A 15,102-nucleotide genomic window follows, 5' to 3' on the forward strand; every position below is an offset into this window, starting at 1 on the left:
GCCAGCAGGGTGGGGATCATCAGCACACCGAACCAACCGACGTAGAGGCGGTTGTTGGTGGAGGTGACCCACTCACAGAACTGGTTCCACACCGAAGCGCCGGAGCGCTGCTGGAGAGTGGCGGTCATGAGTGCAGAGAAGTGTGCCGTCAGGTGCAAGCGCGAGCGCGGTCACCTTTGGCGTAAGTAGTGGCGAAAAAATCGCCTGAACGGACTGTAACAGACTGTTTCGGCATGTGAGCGCCCCTTCATGAAGAAAAGCTGAGGCTCCTTCCTGGCCTGCCCCCCCTGCCGCTGCTAGGAGGTGAGTGGCTCCGGTCATCTCGCCCACCCGCCGATGGTCTCGCGTTCGTCGCTCTCACCCCAACCGTGGCGTACCCCCGCCTCTCGCCTGCGCCGGCTGTCCCCCGCCCTGCTGGTCCTGCCGCTGCTGGTAGGGGGTTGCCAGGGCTCGCCCAATACCGAGAGCCGCCGCATCGACCAACTTGAGCTGAAGATCCAACAGCTCGAACAGCGGCTGAACAAGCCCGACGTGCGCCCCGACACCGCCGACCCAGCCGGCAAGCCCCCAGCCGGTGTGGTCAAATCGCTGACCCTGCGCACCGACACCGAGGACGACCGGCTGCGGATCTACTGGGCTGACGGCAGCAAGACCGATCTCCCCTGCACCAAAGAACAGACCACCCTCGTTTGCGGATGACCATGCCTTCGTTCCGTCTCCGGCCCCTGCTGGGCGCCCTGGCCCTGCTGCTGGCCGCCCCCCTGGCACACGTCGCCCCCGCCCGGGCCCAGATGAGCCAGGAACAGGCCTTCCAGCGCGGCCGCGCCGTCAACCTGGCCCGCATGCGGGGCGAGATGATCAACGGCGGCCTGGGCGTTTACCGGCCCGCGATCTGCATGTACGAGCGCAGTGGTGGCAATTGCCTGGTGCGCTCTGACGCCGAGGGCCTGCTGTTCCGCTTCTATGGCGGAGTCCCCGGCTGGGCCCAGCTCGGCCAGCCACCGACGGTGGAAACCGAGATCCTCATCGCCCCCGATGGTCGCAGCGTCCTGAGCGTGCTCTACAACGGTCCACCTCGGACGCAGCCAGGGGTCTGAAGGCTCCGGGCCAGGTTTTTGAGGGCCTGGCCCCAGGCGGGCTCCACGGGCCAGGTTTCCCGGCGGGTGAGGCTGAGGGCGATGCCCTTCTCGCCATAGGCCGCCTCGTTGATGAACACGGCCCAGACGGGTCCCTCCACCTGGTCTCCCTGGGGGTGGAAAGGGATCGTGGTGCCCTCCGCAGTGAGGAAGAGGGGCTCGCCGGCGACGATCGGCCGCCAGTCACGTCCCTGGCGCTGCGGATGTACCACCGCCGCCGGGGATCCGTCGCCGTGGCGCGGCAGGTCGAGGCTGCCCAGGTGCCGGTGTACCACCAGCCGAGCAGGCTGGCGCAGAGCACCGGCCCTGGCCTCCGCCAGCACCTCCAGCGCGGCCTCCAGGGCCAGCTGGCTCTGCAGACAGATGCTGGCCTGAATCACGCCCTGCGGCACCGGGCCCACCTCCACCACCAGCCCGCAGGGCCAGCGTTCCACCAGATAGCCGGTCTGCACCTGATCCTGCTCATGCAGGTAGATCGGCAGCCCCAGGCGCTGCTGCATCCCTGCCGCCAGCGCCAGATCGGCCGGCCGCCGGCCGTAGACCACCAGGCTGCTGCCCATGGCGGCGGTGGTGCTGTGCAGGTCGAGGGCCACCAGGCAGGGGGCACTGCCTCCGGGCCCGTGGAGGGCCAGCAGCTCCCGGGCCCGCCGCAGTTCCCGGTCCCCCAGCGCGTCGGCGTCCAACAGGGCCGGCACGAAGCTGCGGTTGAGGTCCTGGTCCAGGTAGCGCCGGCCTGCGGCGTGGGCGGCGGGGTTACCCAGCACCAGATCCAGGTCGAGACCATGGCGGCGCAGCAGGGCCGGGTGCTGCCGCCAGGCGTCCAGCATCCAGGGCGCGTTGCGCTCGTTGCCGTGGGTGCCCCCCACCACCATTACCCGGCCCGCCACCATTGCCTGCTCGCTCACAGGGCTCCAGCCTGGCGCAGAGTCATGGCTGCAAACCGCTGATCTCCATGGCCCCGCCCGCCACCTTGGTGCGCACCGCCCGGCAGCTCTGGCAGTGCCAGTGGCGGCTGCTGATGGGCGGGCTCGGTCCCGCCGACGACCAGGGCCGCTACCGCCGGCCTGCCGGGGCCTTCACCAGCCTGCCGCCGCTGCCGGAGGATGCCGCCGACCCCGGCGGCCACGTGCTGATCGTGGGCCGCAGCTGCCCGTGGGCCCACCGGGCCTGGCTCACCTGGAGCCTGCGCGGCCTGGCGCCGTCGATCGACACGGTGGTGGTGGTGCCCGATCCTGCCGCCGGCCGCTGGCGGTTCGACACGCCCTTCGTGGACTGCCAGACCCTGCTCGACCTCTACAGCCGCTGCGGTGCCGATCCCCGGGCCCGGGCCACCGTGCCGGCCCTCTATTCCCGTAGCCAGAGGCAGATTCTGGTGAACGAGAGCGCCCGCCTGATCGAGCTGCTCAACGCCTGGCCCGCGCCTGCCGAGGCTCCGGACCTGCAGCCCACGGATGATCTCCCGGCCATCGCCGCCTGGCGGGAGCGCCTGCAAGGGGATGTGAACGACGGGGTGTACCGCTGCGGCTTCGCCCGCAACCAGGCGGCCTACGACGAGGCCGAAGCGGCCCTGTTCGCCACCCTGGAGGTCCTCGAGGACAGCCTCGCCGCCCAGGGGGAGAGCGGCAGCGGCTGGCTCTGCGGCGGAGCCCACCCCAGCCTGGCGGACGTGGTGCTGTTCCCCACCCTGATCCGGATGGAGCTGGTTTACGCCCCGCTGTTCGGCTGCAGCCGACGGCCCCTCTGGCAGCTTCCCCGGCTGTGGGACTGGCGGCGCCGCTTCCATGGCCTGGCGGGGGTGGCCGCCACCTGCTTCCCGACGGCCTGGCGCAGCGACTACTTCGGGGCTCTGTTCCCCCTGCACCCCTCCGGCATCGTCCCGGCGGGACCGGACCTGGCCACACTGGTGGGCAACCCGCCCCCTGCCGCCCCCGGCGCCCCGACCCGATGAGCAGCACCCTGGCCACGCCGGATGGCACAGACCCCGTTTTCGAAGGGGTGTACGGCATCTTCACGATCACCGCCACCGACCGCCGCGAAGTGTTGGGCTACCGACTGGCCCTCACCGCCGTGGCCCTGGGCCAGCTGGCCCTGCTGGCCCAGTGGCGCCAGCTCGGCCCCGACCTGCTCTGGCCCTGGTTGCTGGTGATGGCGGCCGGCCTGGGCCTTGCCCTCCGCTGGATCCACATCTACCTGCGTCCCCTGCACCGGGCCCTGCAGCTGTTCTGGCTGGCCGGTTGCCTGGGCGGGCTGCTGCTCGCTCTGAAGGACGGACCGGGCCAGATGCTCCCCGCCCTGGCCCAGCAGCCCCTGTGGATCCTGGCGGTGGGGCCCTTCTTCGCTGCCCTGGCCGGGATCGGCTTCAAGGAGTTCTTCTGCTTCCAGCGCCCCGAGGCGATCGGTGTCACCCTGCTGCTGCCCCTGGCCCTGCTCGGGCGGCTGGCCGGCGTGCTGAGCCCGGCCACGACCGCCAGCCTGCTGGCCGCAGAAGCCCTGCTGCTGCTGGTGCTCTGCCTGCGCAAGTTCCCCATGCCGGCGGCAGCCGATGTGGGCGACAAGAGCGTCTTCGCCCATCTGGAACAGCAGCGCCTGGGCCAGGGCGGCGAAACCCCATGAGCGCGATCAGCCTGGTGGGAGCCGCCAAGGACTTCGGCCTGCGCACCCTGTTCGCCGATCTCGACCTGCATGTGGGTGAACGGGACCGTCTGGGGCTGATCGGTCCCAATGGCGCCGGCAAGAGCACCCTGCTGCGGGTGCTGGCGGGCCTCGAACCGCTCGATCGGGGCGAGCGGCGCTGCCACTCCCGCACCCGGGTGGTGCTGCTCGACCAGGAGCCCCGCCTGGATCCGTCCCTGACCGTGCTGGAGCAGGTGTTCGCCGGGGATGGGGAAGCCATGGCCCTGCTGCGCGAGTACGCCGGGGTGAGCCACCAGCTGGCCAGCGGCGCCGAGGACGGCCAGCTGCTGGCCCGCCTGAGCGCTCTGCAGCACCGTATGGATGGCTGCCAGGCCTGGGACCTGGAGCGCCGCTGCCGGGAGGTGCTCGAACGCCTGGGTATCGACGCGGCCCACCAGGAGCGGACGATCGGCGAACTCTCCGGCGGCAATCGGCGCCGCGTCGCCCTGGCGGCGGCCCTTGTGGCCGAACCGGAGGTACTGCTGCTGGATGAACCCACCAACCACCTCGACGCCGAGGGGGTGGAGTGGTTGCAGAGCTACCTGGATCGCTTCGCCGGCGCCCTGGTGCTGGTCACCCACGACCGCTACCTGCTGGATCGGGTCACTCGCCGGATCGTGGCAGTGGAGCGGGGCGAGGCCCGGCCCTACGAAGGCAACTACGGCACCTATCTGGGCCTCAAGGCGGCCGAGGAGGAGGCCGAAGCCTCCACCGCCGCCAAGCTCAAGGGGACCCTGCGGCGGGAACTGGCCTGGTTGCGCCAGGGCCCCAAGGCCCGCAGCACCAAGCAGAAGGCCCGGCTGCAACGCATCGATGCCCTGCTGGAGGCCCCCGCCCGCCAGGGGCGCACCAGCCTGGCCATGGCCGCCACCGCCCGGCGCATCGGTAAGCGGGCCATCACCGCCGAGGGGCTGGCCGTGGCCGTGGGTGATCGCACCCTGCTGCGCGACTTCAGCTACGACTTCAGCCCCGAAGACCGGGTGGGGATCATCGGACCCAACGGGGTCGGCAAGTCCAGCCTGCTGGAGGTGATCGCCGGACGGCGCCCCCCCAGCGGCGGCCTGCTGGAGCTGGGGTCCACGGTGAAGCTGGCCTACTTCGATCAGCACAGCGACGTGCTGCTGGCCAGGGACGGCAAGCGCAAGGTGATCGAGGTGGTGCAGGAGGCCGCCAGCCGCGTACAGGTGGACGGGGTGGAGCTGACGGCCTCCCAGCTGCTGGAGCGCTTCCTGTTCCCCCCCGCCCAGCAGCACCAACCGGTGGCGAAGCTCTCCGGGGGCGAGCGGCGGCGCCTGCACCTCTGCCGGCTGCTGATCGAGGCCCCCAATGTGCTGCTGCTGGATGAACCCACCAACGACCTCGACGTGCACACCCTGAGCGTGCTGGAGGAGTTCCTCGACGATTTCCGTGGCTGTGTGGTGGTGGTCTCCCACGACCGCTGGTTCTTGGATCGCACCGTCGACCGCTTGTTCCACTTCGAAGACGGCAAGCTGGAACGCTTCGAGGGCAACTACAGCAGCTGGCTGGAGCGAGGGGCTGGGTCCCCAGTCCAAGGCATGGGCCCGAGGCGTGCGGCCGCGGCCCGGGAGCCCGCCAAGCGATCGACATCTCCAGCCCGTGTGCCAGCGGCTGGCCCGCGCCGACGCAGCTTCAAGGAGGCCAAGGAGCTGGAGCGCCTCGAAACCGAGCTGCCCCAGCTCGAACAGCAACGCCGTGAGCTGGAGCAGCACCTGGCGGCTCCCAGTGGCCCGGATTACGCCCGCCTGGAGGAACTGACCCACGATCTGGCGGCCCTGGTGGAGCGGATCCACGCGGCGGAGGAGCGCTGGCTGGTGCTGAGCGAGCTGGCCGCCTGAGCGCCTGGGCCTTGGCCTGGGCCCTGGGTGTGCGGGAACCCACAGGAAACGGCGACGCCCCTGCCCCGACCGTATGGTGTCTGCGGTGAGTTCCGGCTCGTGAAGGCCGGTTTTTGCATGAAGACGATCGACGATCACATCGAGAAGGACAAAGTCGAGATCGAGTCGGCCAAGGCAGACGGCAATCTCGGCAAGGTGCGCCATCTCGAGGAGGAGCTCAAGGCCCTCAACGAGTACAAGGAGCACCACCCTGAGGACAGCCACGACCCCAGCCCGCTGGAGGTCTACTGCGATCTCAACCCCGAAGCCCCCGAGTGTCGGGTCTACGACGACTGAGGCCCAGCGTCAGACGATTCCCAGCTGCTCCCAGACGGCTGACAGAAGGACGTTGAGACCCTGGGAGGCTGCGGCGGAGATCACCAGGGGGTTCTGGCCGGTGTGGGTGGCGATGGCGACCACCCGCTCCTCCAGTTCCTCGTCATCACACAGCTCCATCTTGTTGAGCACCACCAGGCGGGGGCGCTCGCTGAGTCCGTTGCCATAGGCGGCCAGCTCCTCCTCCACCACCAACAGATCCCTGAGCACGTCCTCGCCGCCGGCATCCACCAGATGCACCAGCAGTCGGGTGCGCTCGATGTGGCGCAGGAATTCATGGCCCAGGCCGGCGCCGCGGGCGGCCCCCGCGATCAGTCCGGGGATGTCGGCAAAGACAGTGCCGTCGCCGCTTGGCCGCCGCACCACACCCAGGTTGGGCACCAGGGTGGTGAAGGGGTAGTCGGCGATCTTCGGCCGGGCGGCGGAGAGAACGGCGATCAAGGTGCTCTTGCCGGCATTGGGCAAACCGATGATTCCCACTTCGGCCAGCAGCTTGAGCTCCAGCTGCAGCTTCCATTCTTCGCCCTCCTTGCCCTCGGTGAACTTTTCCGGGGCCCGGTTGCGGTTGCTGAGGTAGTGGGCGTTGCCCAACCCGCCCCGGCCGCCGGCCGCCACCAGCAGCTCCTCGCCGGCATTGGTGAGATCGCCCAGCAGGATGCCGGTGCGGCAGTCGCGCACCTCGGTGCCGCAGGGCACCCGGATCGTCAGGGTGGAAGCGCTGGCTCCGGAGGAGCGGTTCGGGCCGCCGCGCCGGCCGTCATCGGCGGCGAACAGACGTCGGTACTTGAAATCCAGCAGGGTCTGGAGATTGGAGTCGGCCACGAGCAGCACGTCTCCACCGCGACCCCCATCGCCACCGGACGGCCCACCGGCGGGCACGTATTTCTCACGACGGAAGGCCACGATGCCGTCGCCGCCGCGGCCGGCGCGCACGGCTATGCGGGCCTGATCGATGAACTGCAAGGAAGGTTTTCGGCCGGGGCTCTGATGAGGAACAACCCTAGGATCCCCCGGTTGCAGCGCTTGTTTGGCCGAGGTCCGCTTCCACCAGGTCGGCAAGACCTACCCGCCCCGTCGCGGCGGCAGCCCGGTGGAGGTGCTGCGCCAGCTCGACCTGCGCATCGAAGACGGTGAATTCCTGGTGCTCGTGGGCCCGTCGGGCTGCGGCAAGAGCACCCTGCTGCGGCTGCTGGCGGGCCTGGAGGCCACCACCTCGGGCGAGATCTACGTCGGCGAGCGGCCCGTGAGCCGCCTGCGCCCCGCCCAGCGGGATGTGGCGATGGTGTTCCAGAGCTACGCCCTCTACCCCCACCTGAGCGTGGCCGACAACATCGGCTTCGGCCTGCGCCGCAGCCGCCACCGCAGCCTGCCCCAACAGCTGCAGGACAGCTTGCACAGGGCCAGCCGCGGATTGCCGGCGGCCCTGAGGATCGCTTCTGAGCGGGAGCGCCGTATCGAAGCGCGCATCGATGAGGTGGCCGCCACCCTGGAGTTGGAGCCACTGCTGGCTCGTCGGCCCAAGGAGCTCTCCGGAGGCCAGAAGCAGCGGGTGGCGCTGGGTCGGGCCATCGCCCGCCAGCCAGCGGTGTTCCTGATGGATGAGCCCCTCAGCAACCTGGACGCCAAGCTGCGCACCGGCACCCGCACCCAGATCGTGGAGCTGCAGCGACGCCTGGGCACCACCACCCTTTACGTCACCCACGACCAGGTGGAGGCGATGACGATGGGCCACCGCATCGCCGTGCTCAACGAGGGCAGGCTGCAGCAGCTGGGCACGCCGATGCAGCTCTACCAGTGGCCCGCCAACCTGTTCGTGGCCCAGTTCATCGGCAGCCCGGCGATGAACCTGCTGCCGGTGGAGGTGGCCGGCTCCGCCCAGCTGCTGCTGGGGGGACGGCGCTTCCCGGTGGAGGGGCCGATGGCGGAGCTGCTGGGCGACTGGATCGGCCACCGGATCACCGGCGGCCTGCGTCCCGAGCACCTGCGACTGGCTCCCGCCACCAACCGCAATCTGGCGGCGGAGGTGAGCCACTGCGAGGCCCTGGGCAACGAGCAACTGGTCACCTGCCGGCTGCTGGAGGGCAGCCACCTGGTGCTGGTGCGGGCCACCCCTGACCAGAGCGTGACCGTGGGCCAGACCGTCCATCTCGACGTCGACCCCACGGGATGGCGCCTGTTCGACGGGCTCGGGTCCGCCCTGTTGCCGGCCGAGGTCACCACCCCACCGCCGCGGCAGGAACCCCAGCTGCCCGCCATCAACCTCTGAGGCCTCACTTCACCCAGATGACGCTGCAGCCAGGGCCGCCATCGCCCTGCTCGGCATCACTCACCCGCTCCACCCAGGCCAGGCCGGAGAGCCAATCGCGCAGGCCCCGCTTGAGCTTGCCCGTGCCGATGCCGTGGATCACCCACACCGGCCCGTTGGCCCCCCGCAGGCGCTCCTCCACCGCCGCCTCGGCCTCATGCACCCGCAGGCCGCGCACGTCCACCGTGTTCCCTTCGGTGCGCACCTCGGGGCCCCGGCTGCCGGGAGAGCGGCGACTGCGAATGCGCACCTGGGGCGGCGGCTCAGGTGGGGCGGGCTTTTCGCCATGCAGCCCTTCGATCGCGGCCAGTGCCACGGTGAGCCGCAGCACGCCGCAGCGCACCGTGAGCTCGCTGCCCTCCTCCGAGATGGCCAGCACCTCGGCGGCCTTACCCAGGGCCAACAGACGGATGCGGTCGCCCACCCTGGGCCGCCAGCCGCCATGGTCGCGCTGCTCCGGCAGGGGCCGGTGCTGCTGCTCCAGCCGGCGCAGGCGCTGGCCGGCCTGGCGGGCCGTTTCCCCCGCCACCCTTCTGCCGACGCGCACCTCCTGTCCCACCGTGCGCAGCCGCCGGATCAGGCGACGCACCTCCCCCTGCCCCTCACGGATCGACAGCTCCAGCCGCTGGCGGCGCTGTTCCTGCAGTTCCGCCGACTGCTCCTTCTGCTGCGACCAGCGCTGCAGCAGTTCCTCGTGCAGCAGCTCGGTGCGGGCCAGCAGCACCGCCGCCGCCTCGGCCGCCTCCTGCTGGCGCTGGCGCTCCTGCTCCAGCCCCTCGATCACCCTGTTCACGTCGCCCTCGCCGCCCGGCTCCAGCTGGGCGGCGGCCGCCGCCAGCACCGTGGGGTCGAGGCCCAGCCGGGAGGCGATCGCCAGGGCATTGCTGCGGCCGGGGATGCCCCACTGCAACCGGTAGGTGGGCGAGAGGGTCTCTACATCGAAGGCCACCGAGGCGTTCTCGAAACGGGGATCGGCGTACTTGAGCGCCTTGAGCTCGCCGAAGTGGGTGGTGGCCACGGTGAGGCGGGCATGATCGGCGAGGTGGCGCAGCAGGGCGGCGGCCAGGGCGCTGCCTTCGGTGGGATCGGTGCCGGCCCCCACCTCATCAAGAAGCACCAGCGCCGCCGCAGCTTGTGGCTGCACTGCCCCCTCCGCCAGGGCCGCCAGGATGCGGGCGATACGGCGGATGTGGCCGCTGAACGTCGAGAGGTTCTGCTGCAGCGACTGCTCATCGCCGATGTCGGCCAGCACCTGGCCGCACCAGGGCAGCCGCGGGGTGCCGGTGCAGGGCAGGAACAGGCCGGCGCGGGCCATCAGGGCCGCCAGGCCGAGGCTCTTGAGGGTCACCGTCTTACCGCCGGTGTTGGGCCCCGTGATCGCCACCACCCGCAGCTCGCGGCCCACGCTGATGGTGACGGGCACCACGGGCCGGCCGCCCTCCTTTCGCTCCTGCCAGAGCAGCAGGGGGTGGCGCAGGTCCCGCAGCTCGAACGGGGCCTCGGCCGTCTCAGCCAGCTCGGGCCGCACGGCCCCCAGCCACTGGCCGTAACGGGCCCTGGCCAAGCCGGCATCCAGGAGCACCAACACCTGCTGCAGATGGCCGAGGGCTTCTGCCTGCTCGCCCACCAGGGCACTGAGTTCGCTGCGCACCTGCCGCTCCAGCTCCCGCTCCTGACCCTCGGCGTCGCGGAGGCGATTGCCCAGGGGGATCACCGCCTGGGGCTCCACGTACACCGTGCTGCCGGAGGCGGAGCTGTCGTGCACCAGGCCGCTCACCTGGGCGGCGGCGCCGGCCTTGACCGCCAGCACCGGCCGGCCGCTGCGCTCGCTCACCACCGTGTCCTGGAGCAGGGAGGCGTAGCGGCGCACCAGCTCCTGCAGCCGCTCTCGCCGCTCGCCGCGCAGGCCCAGCAGCTGGCGCCGCACGGCCTCCAGGGAGCCGCTGGCCCGATCCGCCACCCGGCCGCCCTCCTCCAGACAGAAGTGCAGCCGCTGCTCCAACTCCGGCAGGGTGCGCAGTTCGGCCACCAGGGCGCTGGTGACGGGACGCAGCTCAGAGTCCTCGATCTGGCGCCGCAGCCGCCGGGCCGTGGCCAGCGTGGACGCCACCGCCAGCAACTCCTCACCGCCCCCGCAGCCCCCCTTGGCACAGAGGGCGACCGTGTCGGCGATGTCCCCAGCCCCCTGCAGGCTGAGACCACCCTCACAGAGCCCATCGAGGGCAAGCAGCTCGGTGGTCTCGAGCAGCAGGCGGCGGCTTTCGGCCGGATGGTCCGGCAGACCGAGCCCAGCGCAATGGCGCCGGCCGGCAGCCGTGCTGGCGAAGCCGGCCAGGTGCTCCGCCAGGCGGGGCCACTCCAGAAGCTCCAGCGTGTCCTGATGGATCTCGCTCACCCAGCCGGCGCGAGGGAGGTGGGGGCGGGGATGGCGGCGGCCCCCACATTGGAGGGGATGCCGGCGGCGGGCTCGTAGAGCATCTCCAGCCAGTTGCCCTCCGTATCCTGCAGATAGAAGGAGGCGGTGCCGTCCCGATGGTCGTGCACCGGTCCCACCCGGTGGCCTGCCGCCTCAAGCCGCTCGTGCACGGCCTGCACCTCGGCGCGGTCGCTGAAATGGAAGGCGAAGTGGGGGCCGGCGGCGGTGTAGGCGGGGCCGAGCAGGGCGATGCCGTCGCCGTTGCCGGGCGACTGCATGTAGGCCCAGTCCTGGGCATCCCAGGTGAGGCGCAACCCCAGCTCCTCGTAGAAGCGCTTGGCACGCTCCATGTCCTGGACCCGCACCGCCACGTGGCCGAGACGCGTCATGGGAAGGGGGAACGACGGTTCATCGTTCCATTCAAGCGGTGCGGCTCAGCCGTCGCGCAGCCACTGGGCGGCGTCGCAGGCGTGGTACGTGAGGATCAGGTCGGCGCCGGCCCGCTTGAAGCACAGCAGGGTTTCCAGCACCACCGCCCGCTCGTCGATCCAGCCCCGCTCGGCGGCGGCCTTCACCATGGCGTACTCACCGCTGACGTTGTAGGCGGCGATGGGCAGCTCGCTCTCACCCCGCAGACGGTGGATGATGTCGAGGTAGGCCAGGCCGGGCTTCACCATCAGGATGTCGGCCCCCTCCTGTTCATCGAGCAGGGCTTCGGTGAGGGCTTCACGGCCGTTGGCCGGATCCATCTGATAGGTGCTCTTGTCCTTCGGAATGGGCTTGTTGCCCACGGCCCGGGGGGCGGAATCCAGCGCCTCGCGGAAGGGGCCGTAGTAGGCGGAGGCGTACTTCGCGGTGTAGCTGATGATCCCGACGTGCTCGAAGCCTTCCTCGTCGAGGGCTTCCCGGATGGCGCCCACCCGTCCGTCCATCATGTCGCTGGGGCCGATCAGGTCCGCCCCGGCCCGGGCCTGGGCCACCGCCTGGCGGCAGAGGAGGCTGACGGTCTCGTCGTTGAGCACCACCCCCTCGTCACTCACGATGCCGTCGTGGCCGTCGCAGGAATAGGGATCGAGGGCGACGTCGGTCATGATCGCCATCGCCGGATGCGCCTGCTTGAGGCGCCGGATCGCCCGGGGGATCAGGCCACCCTCGTTGAAGCACTCGCTGCCGTCCTCGGTCTTGAGGCCATCGGCCACCTTGGGAAACAGCACCACGCAGCGGATGCCCAGATCCCAGGCCCGGCCCACCTCCGCCACCAGGCCCTCCAGGCTCCAGCGCTGGGCGCCGGGCATGGCACCGATCGGTTCGTTGGAGGCGCCCTCGTGGACGAACAGGGGATAGATGAAATCAGCGGCGCTGAGCTGGAATTCCCGCACCATGGCCCTCAGGGCCGGCGTGCGACGCAGCCGGCGGGGCCGATAGGTGAGCTCCATGGGGCAGATCTGACTGGCCGGATCCTACGGAAAGCCCTTCCGGCGCTTGAAAGGCGGCCAGGTTCGGCGCTCAGAGCAGGGCGGCGCTGATCCAGTCCTTGCGGGGGTCGACGCTCCGGGCCTGCCGCAGTTGCTCGAGCAGATCCCGCTCCTGGGGGCTGAGGCTGTCGGGAAGTTTGAGGGTCGGCGTGAACAGCAGATCGCCCCTGCCGTCCTTCACCGGCCAGCCCTTGCCCTTGAGCCGCAGGCTGCGGCCGAGGGTCATGCCGGGGGGCACCTGGATCGTCGCTTCCCCATCGGGGGTGGCCACCCGCACCTCGCCGCCCAGGGCCAGTTCATCAAGGCTGAGGGGAAGCTCGGCCCGGAGCTGGTCGCCATCGAGACGCCAGACGGGATGGGGCTGAAGCTTGAGGGTGAGATAGAGATCGCCGCGCCGTCCGGTGCCGGGCTGCAGATTGCCCTTGCCCTTGAGTCGCAGACGGCTGCCGTCCTTGACGCCGGCGGGGATGCGGACCTGCACCCGCTCCTCGTTAACGGCAAGGGTGCGCTCGCAGCCGCGGAAGGCATCGGCCACCGGCAGGCTGATCGTCGCCTCCGCATCGAGTTGCACCTGGCTGGAGCGTTCGGCGCCGGCGCCACCGAACCCGGAGGGGAACCCCCCTGGGAAACCGCTGCCGAAGCCGAAACCTCCGGGAGCACCGCCCGCCGCTCCCCCGCCGAAGCGGCCCAGCAGATCGTTGATGAAGTCGTCGAAGTTGCCGTAACGGCCGAAATCAACATCGACGCCGGGGGCTCCGCCACCGCCGCCTACCTGGTTCCAGTACTGGCCGAACTGCTCATAGCGACGGCGCTTTTCGGGATCGGAAAGCACTTCATAGGCTTCGCTGATCTCCTTGAAACGAGACTCGGCAGAGGCGTCGTCAGGATTGACATCCGGATGGTATTGACGGGCCAGCTTGCGGAAGGCCCGCTTGATGCCATCGGCGTCCGTGCCCCTTTCGACGCCGAGAACCTTGAAATAGTCGCGGTACCCATTCACGCTCATCTCGTCACGCTCATGTCGCCAGGGCGTCCGTCACCGTCGATCGTTGAAATTGTCCCAGTCTCGGCGCTGAATTCACAGGCCCTGGCAGGGCGGAAGCCCGAACGGGCCCGGGGATGCCGCCTAGATTTCAGGTCTTTCCGCCCGCCGATGCGCTTCCCCTCCCCATCCACGAAGGCCAACCGGGCTGCGGCGCTGCGGCCGCTGCTGCTGCTGGGCGGTCTGCCGACCCTGTTGGGGTGTGCGCTGACCTTCACCGCCCCCGCCCATGGGGGCCAGGCCGGGGTCTCCACCACCCCCACGCTTGGGGAGGCCCTGGCACCGTCCGGCAGCGCCCAGCTCGAGCTGACGGAGCACCTGCGCAGCATCGGGGCGTTGTTCTACGGCGCCTGGTGGTGCCCGGCCTGCTTCAAGCAGAAAAGTCTCTTCGGCCAGCAGGCGGGCGATCGACTGCCCTACGTGGAGTGCGACAAAACCAAGGAGGGTCGCGAACGCTGCCAGGAGGCGGGCATCAAGGCCTACCCCACCTGGGTTCTGGGGACCAAGCGGGTGGAAGGGGTGCAGACGATCGAGGAGCTGAAACGCTGGAGTGGTTTCTCCCAGGCACCGGCCAAGGGCGCTCCCTGAAAAGGGGGCCTTGATGCTGTGGCCCATGCAGCACACCTGCATCAGACAGTCTCTCTTGTGCGCAAGTCCCACGTCGACGTCATTGGATATTTTGGTATAGTCATCAAACCTATTTCCGCAGAACACTGAAACCCGTCTGGAGCCAAACTTCTCACCTCAGGGCCATGAAGGGATCCACACTTCCACCCCGTGAACCCAAGTTTTCAGCGCCTTTTTTCCAGATCCTCATAAAAGTCGAAGTCTTTTTTCAGGACCATTGTTATTCAGGACACCTTTGGGATGTCAGCCGTTCTGGAGCGTGTATTCGCAGCTTCCAGGAAGTGCCCATGGGGACTCCTGCCCAGATTCGCTTCCACGATCCCTCCGATGCGGAAATCATCGAAGCAAGGGGCGAACTGATCTGGATGAACCAACTGAGGGGTGCCCACTACTCGGGGCTGAGGTTTGAAGAGGACTTCGACATTTCCAAGACGTTTCTCAGGTTGCTGATCAAATCAGATCCTTCCTGAGCCATGGTGCCAAAGCGCCTGCCGAACTGCCGAACATGTTTCCAGCCATGACTGGTCCTGGCTGGAGACACATTCGGTCAAAAGCTTGTTGAACCCCAGGGACAAACGCCCATAGCCCTCGCCGGTCCCCGATCAAGCCAGGACTGAAGGCGAAGGTGGACCCATCCAATTGCGGCGGCAAGCGTTGGGCCAGGGGTCAGCGGCGATACATGCCAGCGCCGGGAGCCCCGTAGCCCAGGCCAGGGCGCACACCGGCTCCCGAGGCCGGCCCACCGACACCACCGGGGTTTTCCACCGGCCGCCGTTCAAGGCCAGGGCCAGCCTCGCCAAAACCAGCACCCGGCAAGACTCCAGCTCCGGAGGCGGGCCCGCCCACTCCACCGGCACCCACCCCTGGCTGCCGGTCCAGGCCAGGACCAGCCGCGCCGAACCCGGCGCCGGGAGCCACCCCCGCGCCGGAGGCCGGCCCGCCGAGACCGCCGGGATTGGGCCGGGCCCCGCTGACATTGGGGATGGCCAGGGCGACGGCCACCGCCGCCACCGTCAGAACAACGACGTCCTTGCAGCGTTTCATCGCCAGGAGATGCGGAGGAGAACCTCGTCCTAGCAAGGTCGGCCCAGTACTCCGCCGATGTGCACGCCTTGTCCCGATTGGAGCCGCCAGGCCCGACACGGTGAAAACCGTGGGCGAACGAGTGCTCGTACCATGATTCTGTAATTAGGTTGA

The 15,102-nt window shown here is 69.6% G+C and carries 16 protein-coding genes and 1 pseudogene; 9 read left to right on the top strand and 8 right to left on the bottom strand.

The features are described 5' to 3' along the window. A pseudogene (locus tag KQ305_RS13090) lies at window positions 1–128 on the bottom strand (photosystem II q(b) protein); the annotation flags it as partial. A 208-nt stretch (window positions 129–336) separates the two neighbouring features. On the opposite strand from KQ305_RS13090, the gene KQ305_RS13095 reads away from it, so the two are divergent. Next, window positions 337–699: a hypothetical protein gene (locus KQ305_RS13095; protein WP_259725846.1), complete on the top strand. Its 363-nt coding sequence runs from the start codon at window positions 337–339 to the stop codon at window positions 697–699. Between the two features lie 2 nt (window positions 700–701). Further along, window positions 702–1,097, top strand: coding sequence for a hypothetical protein (locus KQ305_RS13100; RefSeq protein ID WP_259725847.1), 396 nt, complete (start codon window positions 702–704; stop codon window positions 1,095–1,097). Here the strand turns inward: KQ305_RS13100 and KQ305_RS13105 are convergent. Continuing rightward, window positions 1,061–2,026, bottom strand: a complete 966-nt coding sequence (locus KQ305_RS13105) for an aspartoacylase (RefSeq protein WP_259725895.1) — start codon at window positions 2,024–2,026, stop codon at window positions 1,061–1,063. The genes KQ305_RS13100 and KQ305_RS13105 overlap by 37 nt on opposite strands. A 62-nt stretch (window positions 2,027–2,088) precedes the next feature. On the opposite strand from KQ305_RS13105, the gene KQ305_RS13110 reads away from it, so the two are divergent. The 4 genes from KQ305_RS13110 to KQ305_RS13125 all read left to right on the top strand — a co-directional run bounded on the left by KQ305_RS13110 (window position 2,089) and on the right by KQ305_RS13125 (window position 6,001). Next, window positions 2,089–3,084, top strand: coding sequence for a glutathione S-transferase C-terminal domain-containing protein (locus KQ305_RS13110; RefSeq protein WP_259725848.1), 996 nt, complete (start codon window positions 2,089–2,091; stop codon window positions 3,082–3,084). Beyond that, window positions 3,081–3,749, top strand: a complete 669-nt coding sequence (locus KQ305_RS13115) for a DUF2301 domain-containing membrane protein (protein WP_259725849.1) — start codon at window positions 3,081–3,083, stop codon at window positions 3,747–3,749. Before KQ305_RS13110 ends, KQ305_RS13115 begins: the two co-directional genes overlap by 4 nt. After that, on the top strand, window positions 3,746–5,665 hold the full coding sequence (locus KQ305_RS13120) for an ABC-F family ATP-binding cassette domain-containing protein (protein WP_259725850.1): 1,920 nt from the start codon (window positions 3,746–3,748) through the stop codon (window positions 5,663–5,665). Before KQ305_RS13115 ends, KQ305_RS13120 begins: the two co-directional genes overlap by 4 nt. Window positions 5,666–5,782: 117 nt before the next feature. Continuing rightward, entirely contained in the window at window positions 5,783–6,001 is a 219-nt protein-coding gene (locus KQ305_RS13125) for a Calvin cycle protein CP12 (RefSeq protein ID WP_094586564.1), read from the top strand. A 9-nt stretch (window positions 6,002–6,010) separates the two neighbouring features. Here the strand turns inward: KQ305_RS13125 and cgtA are convergent, their stop codons facing one another. Next, complete coding sequence (gene cgtA, locus KQ305_RS13130; RefSeq protein ID WP_259725851.1) at window positions 6,011–7,003, bottom strand: Obg family GTPase CgtA; 993 nt, start codon at window positions 7,001–7,003, stop codon at window positions 6,011–6,013. A gap of 64 nt (window positions 7,004–7,067) precedes the next feature. On the opposite strand from cgtA, the gene KQ305_RS13135 reads away from it, so the two are divergent. Beyond that, the gene (locus KQ305_RS13135; RefSeq protein WP_259725852.1) at window positions 7,068–8,306 is read left to right on the top strand and encodes an ABC transporter ATP-binding protein; all 1,239 of its coding nucleotides are present in this window, start codon (window positions 7,068–7,070) and stop codon (window positions 8,304–8,306) included. A gap of 4 nt (window positions 8,307–8,310) precedes the next feature. Here the strand turns inward: KQ305_RS13135 and KQ305_RS13140 are convergent, their stop codons facing one another. From KQ305_RS13140 to KQ305_RS13155, 4 genes are all read right to left on the bottom strand, one after another. Beyond that, the gene (locus tag KQ305_RS13140; protein WP_259725853.1) at window positions 8,311–10,740 is read right to left on the bottom strand and encodes an endonuclease MutS2; all 2,430 of its coding nucleotides are present in this window, start codon (window positions 10,738–10,740) and stop codon (window positions 8,311–8,313) included. After that, window positions 10,737–11,150 (bottom strand): VOC family protein, encoded by a 414-nt coding sequence (locus KQ305_RS13145; RefSeq protein WP_259725854.1) that lies wholly within the window; start codon window positions 11,148–11,150, stop codon window positions 10,737–10,739. The genes KQ305_RS13140 and KQ305_RS13145 overlap by 4 nt, the downstream gene beginning before the upstream one ends. 45 nt (window positions 11,151–11,195) lie before the next feature. Then, window positions 11,196–12,197 (bottom strand): porphobilinogen synthase, encoded by a 1,002-nt coding sequence (gene hemB, locus KQ305_RS13150; RefSeq protein WP_259725855.1) that lies wholly within the window; start codon window positions 12,195–12,197, stop codon window positions 11,196–11,198. Window positions 12,198–12,267: 70 nt separating this feature from the next. Then, complete coding sequence (locus tag KQ305_RS13155; RefSeq protein WP_259725856.1) at window positions 12,268–13,242, bottom strand: DnaJ C-terminal domain-containing protein; 975 nt, start codon at window positions 13,240–13,242, stop codon at window positions 12,268–12,270. A gap of 147 nt (window positions 13,243–13,389) precedes the next feature. Here KQ305_RS13155 and KQ305_RS13160 point away from each other — a divergent pair, with 147 nt between their 5' ends. Together KQ305_RS13160 and KQ305_RS13165 are read left to right on the top strand one after the other, a co-directional pair. Beyond that, a complete protein-coding gene (locus KQ305_RS13160; protein WP_259725857.1) occupies window positions 13,390–13,866 on the top strand; it encodes a hypothetical protein in 477 nt (158 codons plus the stop codon). A 164-nt stretch (window positions 13,867–14,030) separates the two neighbouring features. After that, window positions 14,031–14,375 (top strand): PilZ domain-containing protein, encoded by a 345-nt coding sequence (locus tag KQ305_RS13165; RefSeq protein ID WP_259725858.1) that lies wholly within the window; start codon window positions 14,031–14,033, stop codon window positions 14,373–14,375. A 196-nt stretch (window positions 14,376–14,571) separates the two neighbouring features. Here KQ305_RS13165 and KQ305_RS13170 read toward each other — a convergent pair whose 3' ends face one another. Further along, on the bottom strand, window positions 14,572–14,949 hold the full coding sequence (locus tag KQ305_RS13170) for a hypothetical protein (RefSeq protein WP_259725859.1): 378 nt from the start codon (window positions 14,947–14,949) through the stop codon (window positions 14,572–14,574). Window positions 14,950–15,102: the final 153 nt, after the last annotated feature.

Source organism: Synechococcus sp. CS-1332 (assembly GCF_025127995.1).
GTDB lineage: Bacteria > Cyanobacteriota > Cyanobacteriia > PCC-6307 > Cyanobiaceae > Cyanobium.

What these genes read in the sequence shown, in the direction of transcription:
- KQ305_RS13095 (WP_259725846.1), top strand. Translation starts at nt 337, where the DNA reads ATGGTCTCGCGTTCGTCGCTCTCACCCCAACCGTGGCGTACCCCCGCC.
- KQ305_RS13100 (WP_259725847.1), top strand. Translation starts at nt 702, where the DNA reads ATGCCTTCGTTCCGTCTCCGGCCCCTGCTGGGCGCCCTGGCCCTGCTG.
- KQ305_RS13105 (WP_259725895.1), bottom strand. Translation starts at nt 2,026, where the DNA reads ATGGTGGCGGGCCGGGTAATGGTGGTGGGGGGCACCCACGGCAACGAG.
- KQ305_RS13110 (WP_259725848.1), top strand. Translation starts at nt 2,089, where the DNA reads ATGGCCCCGCCCGCCACCTTGGTGCGCACCGCCCGGCAGCTCTGGCAG.
- KQ305_RS13115 (WP_259725849.1), top strand. Translation starts at nt 3,081, where the DNA reads ATGAGCAGCACCCTGGCCACGCCGGATGGCACAGACCCCGTTTTCGAA.
- KQ305_RS13120 (WP_259725850.1), top strand. Translation starts at nt 3,746, where the DNA reads ATGAGCGCGATCAGCCTGGTGGGAGCCGCCAAGGACTTCGGCCTGCGC.
- KQ305_RS13125 (WP_094586564.1), top strand. Translation starts at nt 5,783, where the DNA reads ATGAAGACGATCGACGATCACATCGAGAAGGACAAAGTCGAGATCGAG.
- KQ305_RS13145 (WP_259725854.1), bottom strand. Translation starts at nt 11,150, where the DNA reads ATGACGCGTCTCGGCCACGTGGCGGTGCGGGTCCAGGACATGGAGCGT.
- hemB (WP_259725855.1), bottom strand. Translation starts at nt 12,197, where the DNA reads ATGGAGCTCACCTATCGGCCCCGCCGGCTGCGTCGCACGCCGGCCCTG.
- KQ305_RS13155 (WP_259725856.1), bottom strand. Translation starts at nt 13,242, where the DNA reads ATGAGCGTGAATGGGTACCGCGACTATTTCAAGGTTCTCGGCGTCGAA.
- KQ305_RS13160 (WP_259725857.1), top strand. Translation starts at nt 13,390, where the DNA reads ATGCGCTTCCCCTCCCCATCCACGAAGGCCAACCGGGCTGCGGCGCTG.
- KQ305_RS13165 (WP_259725858.1), top strand. Translation starts at nt 14,031, where the DNA reads ATGAAGGGATCCACACTTCCACCCCGTGAACCCAAGTTTTCAGCGCCT.
- KQ305_RS13170 (WP_259725859.1), bottom strand. Translation starts at nt 14,949, where the DNA reads ATGAAACGCTGCAAGGACGTCGTTGTTCTGACGGTGGCGGCGGTGGCC.